The following is a 12,816-nucleotide window of genomic DNA, read 5'->3' as shown; positions in this document are numbered from 1 at the left end:
GGCCAGTCGCACCGGTGGCACCGGTATCGCCCTTCAGACCTTGCGGCCCGGCAAGCCCTTGCGGACCCTGCGCCCCGGCGACGCCTTCCGGACCTTGCGGGCCAATGGCGCCGGTATCACCCTTCAGACCTTGCGGCCCGGCGACGCCTTCTGGACCTTGCGGGCCAGTCGCGCCGGTATCGCCCTTCAGACCCTGCGGTCCGGCGAGCCCTTGCGGACCCTGCGCCCCGGCGACGCCTTCCGGGCCTTGCGGGCCGGTGGCGCCCGTATCACCTTTCGCACCCGGCAAACCGGTTGCGCCGGTATCGCCCTTCATACCCTGCGGTCCGGCGAGTCCTTGCGGACCCTGCGCGCCGGCGACGCCTTCGGGACCTTGCGGGCCGGTCGCGCCGGTCGCGCCGGTATCACCTTTCGCGCCCTGGGCTCCTGCGGCGCCTTCCGGACCAATCGCGCCGGTATCGCCCTTCGGACCCTGCGATCCGGTGAGTCCTTGCGGACCCTGTACGCCGGCGACGCCTTCGGGACCTTGCGGACCGGTCGCACCGATTGCGCCGGTGTCACCCTTCGGACCTGTCAAACCGGTTGCGCCAATATCACCCTTCAGACCGGTCAAACCGGTTGCGCCCATATCACCCTTCGAACCTGTCAAACCGGTTGCGCCCGTATCGCCCTTCGGACCTGTCAACCCGGTTGCACCGGTATCGCCCTTCGGACCTTGCAAGCCGATTGCGCCGGTTGCGCCGGTTGCGCCGATTAGACCCTGCGGCCCGGTGAGCCCTTGCGGACCCTGCGCCCCGGCGACGCCTTCCGGACCTTGCGGGCCAATGGCGCCGGTATCACCCTTAGGCCCGGGTTCACCCTGTGGTCCAGCGGGTCCTTGAGGACCGACGGACCCAACCGTCCCACCGATGTTCAGAGGCCAATTGACTGCTTGCGGGCTGCCATCATCCACCGTGAGCAGATAGCTACCGGGGGAAGGCGGCTGCCATCCCAACTTGACGTGGTCGTTGTCGTACTCGCGAATCTGTGCCTGCGCCTGCCCATTGATGCTAACGGCAGGAGGGCGGCGGCAGTTCTGCTTTCTGCAGAGGGACGCCCCCTTGATGGTAATGAGCGCCGGTGATACTGATTGATCTACCGTTACACTGTAGATCTCCGGCGCCGCGTTGGTCACGGGCGAGTGGTCGGCCAGCGCCGGGGCCGCGCCGACTCCGCAGAGTAGCCCGAGCAGAATCGATAGCTTACGACGAGGAAACAGGGCGTGCGTATTTGTGTTTTTCATGGTCATTCTTCGTTGATCTGGGAAAGCGTGGATCCAGCCGGGCGGCCAGCCTTGCTGCGCGAACACATGAGACCCGGATACAGGTTAGGCGAGAACCTGTTAAGGAAACGTGAAGCCGCGCACGCTCTGCGTCTGAAAGTGACTTCTTTTGCAATCGGCCATGCAGTTTGCAGTCACCACCCGAGCCACACGGACCCTAGAGGGGGTTTTGCATGAAAAACAATCTCTTGGCGAGCCTGGCGCCGTGGCGTGAAAAATTCCAGGATTTCGGATACAGTAGAAAATATTATTTCCATTATTTCCTTTATACCCATAGCATTGCGCTAAGCGCCATGACCGCCTCACCGCGCATCCTCATCGTGATCGCCACTCAGACGCTGACCCGGCTCGCGGGCGGGCGGGTTGTGGCCGAATATCCGGTCTCCACCGGTGCCAATGGCGTCGGGGAGTTGCGGGGGAGCGGCTGCACGCCGCGCGGCCAGCACCGGGTGCGGCTGCGCATCGGGGCGGGCTGCCCGGTCGGGACCGTATTTCGCGCCCGGCGCCCCACCGGCGAGGTCTACGGCCCGGAACTGGCCGCGGCCTGCCCTGACCGGGATTGGATCTTGACCCGCATCCTCTGGCTCACCGGTTGCGTGCCCGGCCGCAACCGCGGCGGTCAGGTGGACACGCTGCGCCGCTTCATCTACATCCACGGCTGCCCGGATGCGGCGCCGATGGGCACACCCCGCTCACACGGCTGCATCCGCATGCGCAACTCCGACCTGGTGGAACTGTTCGACGCCACCCCGGCAGGGACCCCGGTGGAGATCCGGGAGTGCGCTCCTGAGCACAGTCCGCTACCCCTCCTGGGTTAGCCGCAGTGTTGCCGCGCCGCGCACCGCGCAGCTATAGCGGGCCGCCCCGAGCAAGGGCGTGTCTGAACGCAGGATGACCCGCACCGGCATGCGCCGCATCAGGGGCTCCATCCGCCCCTTGGCAAAGAAACCGTCCAGGAACCCGCTGGCACTCAAGGCCGCCAGGTTCTTCGGCGCGATGCCGCCGCCCAGATAGACACCACCCAAGGCCAGGTGCTTAAGGCCCATGTTCCCGGCCTCGCGTCCGTAGAGGCTGAAGAACAGGTCCATGGTCTCGACACAGACCGGACAACGGCCCGCGGCGGCAGCAGCGGCGATGGCGGCCGCCCGATCCCCAGCGGCGAAGTCCGCGGCCAGCCAATCCGGCGTCGCCACCGGGTGCCGACTCAGCAAAAAATCATAGAGATTGCCGATCCCCATCCCGGAGGCGACGCGCTCCCAACTCACGCGGCCGAAGCGTTGCTGCAGGTAGCCGAGCAGGGCGAACTCACGCTCATCGAGCGGGGCAAAGTCGGTGTGACCGCCTTCGGTCGCAAAGGGGTGATGGCGGACGCCATCCCAGAACAGGCCGGCCTCGCCCAACCCGGTGCCGGCGGCCACCACGCAGGCATTCCCGGCACTTGGTTCACCCGGATACAGGACCGCCAGGTCGTCATGCCCCAGTGCGCGGACCCCCCAGGCAACGGCCTCCAGGTCGTTGAGGAGTCCGACCGCCCGGAAGTCCAGCAGGTGTTCGAGGAGATCCGCGTCGATCTCCCACGGCAGGTTGGTGGTCCGGCAGTGCCGGCCCTCCACCGGACCGGCGACGGCGAAGGCGCCGCAGGGACAGTCACGCGGCGGTGACTGCCCGGTCTCCTGGAGATACGCGATGACGAGCGACTCCAGTGAATCGAAGTCGCGGCTCGGGTAGCGGCGCACCTCCCGCAGGGTCACCACCGTGCCATCGGTCTCGGCGACGCCGAGTCCGGTCTTGGTACCGCCGATATCGCCGACCAATACGCGCATGGATTAGGGCCTCCGGTTTCTAATTTTCGTTCATTTACGGACAATACTTTTTCTATCCCGAGGATTCATCGCGAAGTCTCGAAGCGAAACGGCGCGGCAAATAGTCCGTCGGGCGTGCTCAGGAGCACCCGCGCCTCCCAGGTCATGCGCCGGCGCACACACACCGGCAGCATGCCTTCACCCCGGTAGAGGCCGGAGCCCGCGGGGGCCAGGGATGGGCGGTTGTAGCCCATATCCATGTCGACCCCGGCCAAATCAAGGGCCACAGCGCCGGCGGCCAGATCGCGGGTGGTGACCTTAAGCTCTAGGGCCCTAGCCAGCGGGATACCCCGGGGCTCCACGCTCAGGCTCAACGCGCCGCCACCCGCAAAGCGCCCGGTGCAAGGACCCGCGCGCAGGTCGCAGTCAGGGTCGGGGACGGCCAGCCGGACCACATCAGGAACCGCCAGCGGCCTGAACTTGGCCGACACGACCCCGAGGATGGCGGCGATCAGCACGATGAACAGGACCCACCAGAAGCGATTAACCATGGAATAACGAATCGGCGATTAATGACCAGCACTCAGCACAGTCAAGGGGTTTGCGTTTGCCAGGCCTGGCGCTTGCGGTAGATGGTGGAGGGGTTCACCTCCAGGAACACCGCGGCACGCGGAATATTCCCATCGCAGAACTCAATGGCGCGCTCGATTGCCTCTCTCTCAATGACGTGCAGCGGCCTGATCCCTTGGACGCTGCTCTGCGCCGAAGGCAACCGCGTGGACGCCGGTAGTCCCACCCGGGCGCGCGTGCCGACGGCGTTGAGCGGTGGCGGCAGCATCTGCGCTGTGACCTGTTCGGCGTCATAGAGGACCACGACGTTGCGCAGCACGTTTTGCAGTTGGCGGATGTTGCCGGGCCGCTCATAGTCCATCAGGACGGACTCGACCTCCGCGGTAAAGCCGCGGAAGGACTTATGCTCCTCGAGCGCGAATTTGCGCAAAAAGTGATTGGCCAGCGTCAGGATATCGTCCACCCGCTCGCGCAGGGGCGGGAGGTGGATCGGGATCACATGCAGGCGATAGAAGAGGTCTTCGCGGAAACGCCCCTGCGCCACCTCCAAGGCGGGATCGCGCTGGGTGGCGCAGACGAAGCGCACGTCGACCTTGATCAATGGGGTGGCGCCGACCCGCTGCAAGGTCCCGCTCTGCACCAAGCGCAGGAGCTTGGTCTGGAGGTCCAAGTCCATATCGCCAATCTCATCCAAGAAGAGGGTCCCGCCGTCCGCCATTTCGGCCGCCCCCACCCGGTCGCGACTGGCGCCGGTGAAGGCGCCGCGGACATGACCGAAAATCTCGCTCTCCATCAGCTCACGCGGAATCGCGGCGCAGTTCAGCGGGATGAATGGCTTGTCCCGCCGTGGACTCTGGAGATGAATGGCCTCGGCGCACACATCCTTACCGCTGCCGCTCTCGCCTGTGATGAAGACCGTGGCCTTGCTGGGGGCTGCGCTGTCGATGATTCGGTAGACCGCCTGCAGACCCAGTGAGGAGCCGATGAAGCCGTGATAGCCGTCACGCTGGAAGTCGTCACGGATGCGCTCGACCAGGGTATGAAGCCGCTGGCGGTCCACCGCGTTGCGCAGGGTGACCTTGACGCGCTTGGCGCTGAAGGGTCTTTCGATGAAATCGAAAGCACCATAGCGCATGGCGTCCACTGCCACATCCACCGAGGCATGACCGGTGATGATGACCACCGCAGAGGGGATCTGGCGATCACGGATGTGCTTCAAGATCTCCATGCCGTCCATGTCCGGCAGTTTGAGGTCCAAGAGCAGTGCCTCGGGCGGGTCACGCTCCAACTCCGCCATCCCCTGCATCCATCGCCGACCTGCTTGACCTGATAAGGCTCATCGCGCAAATAGCTGCGATAGACCTCCGCCAAGGCCGCGTCGTCCTCGATAATCAACACTCTGGGCCTACAGTTGGACATGGGTATCGGCTGGCTAAACGGGTGGCCCAGAGCGCCGACGCAACGCCCGAATGGCGGCGTCCCTGGCGATTAGTTGGTACCGACGATGGAACGGGTCACAGCACAAGTCAGGGAACCAAACGATCAGGGTCCGGTGAGGCATATTCGGCGCGCAGCAGGTCACAGGTGACGGTGACCAGGCGCCGCACCTCCGGCATCAGTTCCCCGAGGCGCACCCCCTCCCCAGCGCGGCCGCTCAATTCCATTTCGTGGACCGCCTGGCGCAGGGCCATGGCGCCGAAGGTACCGGAACTGCCCTTGAGGGCATGGGCCTCGTCGGCGGCACCGAGCGCGTCGCCCGCCAGGACCCGCGCTTCCAGCAGAGCGAGCCGGCGCTCGGTCTCCTGAAGAAAGGTCGTCAGGATCTCGGGCAGCAACTCGGGACCCACGTCCTCCTCCAGTTGGGCCAGGGTGCGCCGATTCACCAGGGGCGGGGCCACACCCGGGCGCGCATCCAAGCCCCAGGTCGGGTCATCGGCCGCCTCCAACCACTGGGCCACCGCTTCCAGCAGGTCCAGGCGGTCGATCGGGGTGGTCAAGAAGCCGTCGATCCCGGCGGCGAAACAGCGATCCCGATCCATCACACTGACCGTTGCAGTGATCGCCAGAATCGGCACATCGCCCTGCGGATAGGGGAGCCGACGGATGGCATGGGTGGCCGCCATCCCGTCCAGGCCCGGTAGACTGAGCGCCGTCAAAACCAGTGCATAGCGATCAGCCGCAGCCCGCTGGACCGCCTGCGGGCCATCCGGCACCGCGTCCAAGGCGTAACCTGCCGCCCCGAGAATCTCGCCGACCAGCCCCCGAATGGCGGGGCTGTCGGCGACCAGCAGGATACGGTGTCGCGCGTCAAAAGGGTTCATTCATCGAACTCCGGGGTCAGCCACCGGAGGCGGCCCGCGATGCCGGGACGGCACCTCAGGTCTCCAGGTTCAGGAGTTGGGGGGCGCCCACACGCCCCCGCAACCGAAGATAACAGCATCGTACGCCACCGCGCCAACTTGAGAAAGACGCCTGGCAGCGGCATCTCAGGGTCGTAAGAGTGCCATGTCCAGCACCGCAGCCGGCCAGGTGCTCGACCACACCCAACAGGGCCAGTCAGGGAAATCCCGCCCCGCCAACCCCTTCGATTGGCCAGAACGATCGTTTTAATACTGATAATCGATTTTGCAGATAATCCCTGCGTCCGTACAGTAAACGACATGGCCCAGCACGCGACGCCGCCAAGATTCGCGAGCCCCGGCTCCCCCCACCAACCCAGGAGACATCAACAATGTTCGAAGATCGTACCGGAAAGCACGTCCCACAGGTAACCTTCCGCACCCGTCAGGGGAGCGAGTGGGTGGATGTGACCACCGATCAGGTATTTGCCGGCAAGACCGTGGTGGTCTTCTCACTGCCCGGGGCCTTCACCCCCACCTGCTCCTCCGCCCATGTGCCCCGTTACAACCAATTGGTGCCGGCCTTCAAGGCGGCCGGCGTGGACGCGGTGGTCTGCGTGTCGGTCAACGACACCTTCGTCATGAACGAGTGGCAGAAAACCCAGCACGCAGGCGCCATCACCTTCCTCCCGGACGGCAACGGCGACTTTACCGGCGGGATGGGCCTGCTGGTCGACAAGCACGACTTGGGCTTCGGCAAGCGCTCTTGGCGCTACTCCATGCTGGTGCGCGATGGGGTGGTCGCAAAGATGTTCATTGAGCCGGAACTGCCGGGCGACCCCTTCCAGGTCTCCGACGCGGACACCATGCTCGCCTACGTCGCCCCCAAGGCACCCAAGCCGCTGGATGTCACGGTGTTCGCCCGCGAAGGCTGCCCCTTCTGCGCCAAGGCCAAGGCCGATCTGCACCAGGCCGGCATCGCTTTTGAGGAACTGGTGCTCAACCGCGACTACACCGACCAGACCCTGCGCGCCGTCGCCAAGGCGGCCAGCGTGCCCCAGGTCTTCATCAACGGCGAGCACATCGGCGGCTCGGAGCAAGTGGCCGAGTGGCTGGCCAAGCGCCCGGCCGCCTGAGGATCGCTCGCAATCAGCCGGCAGGGATGCCGGCCGAGCGCATTCGCCCGTTGCTGCAGGTACGCAACCGGCATCTGCACCAAACAGTCACCGCAGAAAGCGTTCCGCAAGGCCCTGGCGGACTGAAGATCAATGCCTAATTCCCACGGGCTGTCGCGGCCTTCGACGCGCTGAGTATCACGCAATGACACAACACTTTGATCTGATCGCGCTCGGCGGCGGCAGTGGCGGACTGGCAGTGGCGGAGCAGGCGGCCCAACTGGGCCGTCGGGTCGCCCTGATCGACCCCGGGCCGCTGGGCGGCACCTGCGTCAATGACGGCTGCGTGCCGAAAAAGGTCATGTGGTACGCCGCCAACCTCGCCCAGGCGGTACGGGACGGGGGCGGTTTCGGTGTGCGCACACAGCCCGACACCTTCGACTGGCCGGCGCTGGTCGCAGGGCGCAACCGCTTCGTCGAGCGTATCAACAATTACTGGGACGGCTACGTCAAGCAAGAGGGAATCGCCCATATCACCGGCCGCGGGCGCCTGGTCGACGCCCGCACCGTCGAGGTGGACGGTAGCCGCTACAGCGCCGACCATATCGTGATCGCGACCGGCAGCCGCCCCCTGGTCCCACGCATGCCCGGAGCCGAACTCGGCATCACCTCCGACGGCTTCTTTGAACTGACCGAGCAACCACGCCGCGTGGCGATCATCGGCGGCGGCTATGTCGGGGTCGAACTGGCCGGGGTGTTGCGCGCGCTGGGCTCCGAGGTCACGGTGGTCGCGCTGGAGGACCGGGTACTCTGGCTGTTCGATCCGATGGTCGGTGAGGCCCTGGGGCTGGCCATGGAGCAGGAGGGCATCCGCCTGCACCTGGAGTTTGCAGTCGCCGCCCTGGAGCAACGCACCGACGGCTTGGCGCTGGTGCCGCGCACCGGTGAGCCGCTCACCGCTTTCGATACAGTCATCTGGGCCGTGGGTCGGGCGCCCAACAGCGCCGATCTGGGTCTGGACGCGGCGGGGGTGCAGACCCAGCCCAACGGGATCATCACCGTCGACGCTTACCAGAACACCAACGTACCCGGCATCTATGCGATCGGTGACATCGCCGGCCGCGAACCGCTGACCCCGGTCGCCGTCGCCGCCGGCCGCCGGTTGGCCCGGCGCCTCTTCGGCGGCGAGACGGCGTTGAAACTCGATTACGAAAACGTCCCCACCGTGGTCTTCTCACACCCGCCGGTCGGCCGGGTTGGGCTCACCGAACCCGAGGCCCGCGCCCGCTACGGTGACACCCTCACCGTCTACGAGACCCGCTTCACCCCGATGCGCTATGCCCTGAACGAGCACGGACCGCAAACCGCCATGAAACTGGTGTGCGCCGGTCCGCAGGAGCGCGTGGTGGGCATCCACCTGATCGGCGACGGGGTGGACGAAATGCTCCAGGGCTTCGCCGTCGCCCTCAAGATGGGCGCCACCAAGGCCGACCTGGACGACACGGTGGCCATCCATCCGACCAGCGCCGAGGAACTGGTGACGCTCAAGGTCCCGGTCCGGCGACCGGGGGAGCACCCCGGCGCGACTTGAACAGCCGCCGTCAGCACAGCCAGCCGAGCCGGCGCTTAGCGTGAAAGATTGGGGGCTGCGGACAAAGCGCTGCCCCGGCCACTGGACGGCCCTGGAAAAATCTGCGCCCCCCTGGCTGCTGTTCAGCCGGCGAGGTTAGCGAACCTTTTCTGTTGCGGGGGTGTCGCCCCCCTTCGTGGCCGTTACCGTGACGGCCCGCAGCGCAGCCGCCAGGTGATGCGGATGGTGCCAACGGGTGGCGGCGGAGGGGAAGCTAGCGCCTGGCTTCGGAGGCTGCCGTCTTGGGCCGGGAATCATGGGAAAGGGTCGGCTGCGCGCCGCCCGACCCGCCAGTCAGCCCAAGTGAGGATGGGAGGTCGGAAGCCCGCAGGGCCATGCAGGATGCGATCACGGGGCGACCAGCCTGGCAGAGCGCGTAGGATCGACTAGACTATTCATGGCTTGCAATCCATCGGCCGCAATCCATCGATTAGGAGACTCCTATGGCGACACGTCTCGTATCTGCACGGATCATCTCCCTGGTTCCGCTGGCAGTCGTCGTGCCCCTCGCAAGGGCCGCGGTCCCACCCATCGCGCCATCGCTCACCGCTCAAGCCCTGCCCGGCATCGCCGAGTACCGCATCGCCAGGAGCAAGCTCGACCGCCTCACGCTGATTTACTGCGACCAGGCCTGCACGGCCATTTACTATCGTACACATGACGATCGACGAAGCGGATCACCCCTTCTTCAGCGGGAGCACGGCATCCGCCATCACCCTCGGCGGCCACGCCACCAGCGGCACCCCTTTTTCGTTGATCGTCGCCCAGACCGATCCGACCTGCACCACCAATTGCCTGAACTTCACCTCCAGCCGCATTCTCTGCGACGGTCGTGACCTCTTGGTTGCCTATCTGGGTAACGATCAGGTGCTCAGGCTCAGGGGATTTGGCAAGGACGACGTTCGCACGGCCTTCGACCCCACATCATCCTTGATCATCAAGGCGGCGGGGCGCGGCGCCGGCAACGTTACCGCCAGTCCGGCCGGGGTACAATGGACCAAGCCGATAATGAGCTATCCGGACAACACGATGGTTACTTTAGCCGCGGTGCCCGCCACGGGCTCCGTCTTCACCGGCTGGGGCGGTGATTGCCAGACTCAGACCCCGACCTGTCAACTGACCCTCAAGTTCCCGGGCGGCGCCGAGGCGACCGCAAACTTCAGCCTCATTTCCGATATGTTGCCCCCGTCCTGGCGGCATATCTTTCCGTAACGCCACTGAGTCCGAGAGCCGCAGTGGAAAATAGCGCGATGCCAAGGCCGCGGCATCGCCAATGTCGACACAACAACTGTACGGAGGCAACAAGTGTCCATAATGATCAATCGTGTGGGGTCCCGGGATCGCATCGCGCCCGGTTGCTTGGCGACCCTCTTGGTGATGCTCGCATTATTTGCAACCAAGAGTCCGGCGGCGATCCAGTCGGCCTATAGCATCGTGGATGATTACTCCGCCCCGGCCACCTGGAATTACAGCCGGATCGGCACGGACCGCGGAGCGATGGGGGGCGGCAGCTATCAGGTGAGCATCGGCGGCGGCAGTGCAACCGCCAGCGTGACATCGGGATGGGCCGGGGTCTGGACCAGCCTGATGCATCTGGATGCTGAAACGGCCGACACCGATACGCTGGATCCCCAGCAGCTACTTGGTCGCTATGTCTTACCGGCCTTTCAGCCGAAGATCACCCACATCGAGGTCACGGTCACTGGCGGCACCGGGACCTTTATACTGGAGCTCAAGGACCGTTTCGATCAAGTTTTGACCCATCAAGAAGTGGTATTGTCGGGCGGACCGCAGGTCTTATCATTTCCGTTGCAAACAACGCAGCCGCTGAAGCGTCTGAACTGGCTTTTAGCCGCACCAGGACAGGTGACTGTCGATGAGGTCAGGTTGGTCATGGCGAGCCCGAGCCTGCCCACACGGGAGGCGGTGTTCCTGCACAGTTATGGACACCTCTCGCAAGCCTATGACTCAACGATCGGACTCATGCGAGACACGACCACCTATCCGGCCGCGGTCAATGCCGGGATACAATCAACCGGGATGTTTGCACTCACCAGCGCCGTGGCGTTCGAGCGTGGTTACATCTCTCAGCAGAGCGCCAATGACATCGCCGCCCAGACCGCCGCGGCACTCACGTCGGCCCCGCGGCTGCGCGGTTTGCTGCCGCGTTTTCTCAACCACACGAACAACGTCCCGGCAGGAAGCTCGGAATGGTCGAGCGTCGATACCTCGATCGCCCTGGTCGCGAGCATCCTGGCCTCGCAGTTCTTGGGCAGGGACACGTCCGCGCTGGAATCGATGCTGACTCAGATCGACTGGGCGGACCTGACCGGTCAGTTTACGCACTCGGCCAGTCACGGATATTACCAGACGGGGACTCAGGTCCCGTATCGCTGGGATGCCTTTGGCGGCGAGTCTTTTGTAGTGGCCGTCGCCTTCTCAGCGGCACGACCGAACCAGAGGCTGCTCATCGATCTCTACCCCCTGGCCCCCACCTGGGACGGTTCGGGATTCAACGATGAACTCAGCGCCCTGCTATTTCCGATGACCGGCAAAGATCCCTGGGGAAACGACTGGAATGAATACCGGTGCGGTGCGTTCAAGAAACAGGCATCTTATTTTTCGGCGAATTTATTATATAGCGGACCTGGATTATTCGGCCTCAGTGCGGGTGAAATAGCGGAACCCTGGACAACGGTCTCCTCCACGCCGGACTGTGTGAACCCTGGCTATTGTGCCTGGGGCGTGGGGGGCCACAACAACGGACACGCCGTCGACGGTACGGCTGTCGTTGGCTACCCAATCGTGGCGCCCCATTATGCCGCAATGGTCGCGAAGGAGCATCCGGCGGCGGCCGACACGCTCTTTGAGTTTCTGGCGTCACACCACCTGTTCTCTGCGCTGAGTAATGTGGAGTCGATCGGTATCGCGGGAACCGGTACGGGCGACATCAAATGGAACGCCTTGAAGGGGTCATGGAATCTATCGCTCCAGACTCTGGGGGCAGGCCGATCGCTGGCCGGAGCGGCCTATGCACCATATCGCGCTTTGACCACCAACGCCTTCCTGAATACCGGTTATCGCGCCCTGATCAGTGATTACGCAGAGGGACCATGCACTTGTTCGCTCTGCCTGCCGAGCAGAGGGGGTTGGCGTGCAATCCTCAAGTAGGCGCCGGCCCGGCTTGGGATACCCTGGAGCCGCGGGTTTAGCCGCGGTTCGCCGGCCAGACACGGCACGCCGAAGCTGAACGGATTCCATCGACCAGATTTGGCAAGTAACAACCGCTAAGCGTCGCGGTTTCGGCGAAAAAAATCCTCCAGGACGGCCCACTGGTAGCATTGATCGAGACGCCCCCCGCCAGGAGGGGCGCGCTGCTAGCGCCGCAGCACGTGCAGAATCTCCTCCAGCTCCAGACGCATCTGGCGAAGCACCTGGTGGGTCTGGCTCAGGTCGTGCTTGGCGCCCTCCCCGCTCAACTGCTGGCGGGCGCCGCCGATGGTGAAACCCTGGTCGTAGAGCAGTGAGCGGATCTGACGCACCATCAAGACGTCATGGCGCTGGTAGTAGCGTCGATTCCCGCGTCGTTTGACCGGCTTCAGCTGGGGGAATTCCTGCTCCCAATAGCGCAGCACGTGCGGCTTGACGCCGCACAGCTCGCTGACCTCACCGATCGTGAAATAGCGTTTGCCGGGGATCGGCGGCAGTTCGCCGGACCCGGACTCCTCCGCGCTATTGCTGCTCGTGTCCAGCATAGGCTTCCACCCGCGCTTTGAGCTTCTGGCCCGGACGGAAGGTCACCACGCGGCGGGCGGTGATGGGAATCTCCTCGCCGGTCTTCGGATTACGCCCAGGACGCTCCTTCTTCTCGCGCAGATCGAAGTTTCCGAACCCGGAGAGCTTGACCTGTTCGCCACGTTCGAGGGCCTTACGGATCTCCTCGAAGAAGCTCTCGACGATGTCTTTGGCCTCACGCTTGTTGAGCCCAAGCTCCTCAAACAGGTGTTCTGCCATGTCAGCCTTAGTCAACGCCATACCA

At 64.6% G+C, this 12,816-nt stretch carries 11 protein-coding genes and 1 pseudogene; 5 read left to right on the top strand and 7 right to left on the bottom strand.

The window, feature by feature from the left end; genetic code table 11:
- Positions 1-1,282 (bottom strand): annotated as a pseudogene (locus QZY44_RS12535) (hypothetical protein); the annotation flags it as partial.
- A gap of 332 nt (positions 1,283-1,614) precedes the next feature.
- Here QZY44_RS12535 and QZY44_RS12530 point away from each other — a divergent pair.
- Positions 1,615-2,139 (top strand): L,D-transpeptidase, encoded by a 525-nt coding sequence (locus QZY44_RS12530; protein WP_295446684.1) that lies wholly within the window; start codon positions 1,615-1,617, stop codon positions 2,137-2,139.
- On the opposite strand, the gene glk is transcribed toward QZY44_RS12530, so the two are convergent.
- The 4 genes from glk to QZY44_RS12510 all read right to left on the bottom strand — a co-directional run bounded on the left by glk (position 2,122) and on the right by QZY44_RS12510 (position 6,014).
- Complete coding sequence (gene glk, locus QZY44_RS12525) at positions 2,122-3,144, bottom strand: glucokinase (RefSeq protein WP_295446682.1); 1,023 nt, start codon at positions 3,142-3,144, stop codon at positions 2,122-2,124. The two genes, QZY44_RS12530 and glk, sit on opposite strands and share 18 nt — an antisense overlap.
- A gap of 65 nt (positions 3,145-3,209) precedes the next feature.
- Entirely contained in the window at positions 3,210-3,674 is a 465-nt protein-coding gene (locus QZY44_RS12520; RefSeq protein ID WP_295446680.1) for a hypothetical protein, read from the bottom strand.
- 41 nt (positions 3,675-3,715) lie between these two features.
- Positions 3,716-4,990: a sigma-54 dependent transcriptional regulator gene (locus QZY44_RS12515; RefSeq protein WP_295446678.1), complete on the bottom strand. Its 1,275-nt coding sequence runs from the start codon at positions 4,988-4,990 to the stop codon at positions 3,716-3,718.
- Between the two features lie 229 nt (positions 4,991-5,219).
- Complete coding sequence (locus QZY44_RS12510) at positions 5,220-6,014, bottom strand: hybrid sensor histidine kinase/response regulator (protein ID WP_295446676.1); 795 nt, start codon at positions 6,012-6,014, stop codon at positions 5,220-5,222.
- 410 nt (positions 6,015-6,424) lie between these two features.
- On the opposite strand from QZY44_RS12510, the gene QZY44_RS12505 reads away from it, so the two are divergent.
- From QZY44_RS12505 to QZY44_RS12490, 4 genes are all read left to right on the top strand, one after another.
- Positions 6,425-7,168 (top strand): glutathione peroxidase, encoded by a 744-nt coding sequence (locus QZY44_RS12505; protein WP_295446674.1) that lies wholly within the window; start codon positions 6,425-6,427, stop codon positions 7,166-7,168.
- Positions 7,169-7,352: 184 nt separating this feature from the next.
- Entirely contained in the window at positions 7,353-8,738 is a 1,386-nt protein-coding gene (gene gorA / locus QZY44_RS12500; protein WP_295446671.1) for a glutathione-disulfide reductase, read from the top strand.
- A gap of 696 nt (positions 8,739-9,434) precedes the next feature.
- On the top strand, positions 9,435-9,989 hold the full coding sequence (locus QZY44_RS12495; RefSeq protein ID WP_295446669.1) for a hypothetical protein: 555 nt from the start codon (positions 9,435-9,437) through the stop codon (positions 9,987-9,989).
- 102 nt (positions 9,990-10,091) lie between these two features.
- Complete coding sequence (locus tag QZY44_RS12490) at positions 10,092-11,948, top strand: hypothetical protein (protein WP_295446667.1); 1,857 nt, start codon at positions 10,092-10,094, stop codon at positions 11,946-11,948.
- A gap of 206 nt (positions 11,949-12,154) precedes the next feature.
- Here QZY44_RS12490 and QZY44_RS12485 read toward each other — a convergent pair whose 3' ends face one another.
- Positions 12,155-12,532, bottom strand: a complete 378-nt coding sequence (locus QZY44_RS12485; protein WP_295446665.1) for a MerR family transcriptional regulator — start codon at positions 12,530-12,532, stop codon at positions 12,155-12,157.
- Positions 12,510-12,812, bottom strand: coding sequence for an integration host factor subunit alpha (ihfA, locus tag QZY44_RS12480; protein WP_100921365.1), 303 nt, complete (start codon positions 12,810-12,812; stop codon positions 12,510-12,512). Before ihfA ends, QZY44_RS12485 begins: the two co-directional genes overlap by 23 nt.
- Positions 12,813-12,816 lie beyond the last annotated feature (4 nt).

Origin of the sequence: uncultured Thiodictyon sp., assembly GCA_903837595.1 — a bacterium.
Taxonomy (GTDB): Bacteria; Pseudomonadota; Gammaproteobacteria; order Chromatiales; family Chromatiaceae; genus Thiodictyon.
Note: the sequence above shows the minus strand (reverse complement) of the source record. Positions and strands in the feature narration are given on the sequence as shown.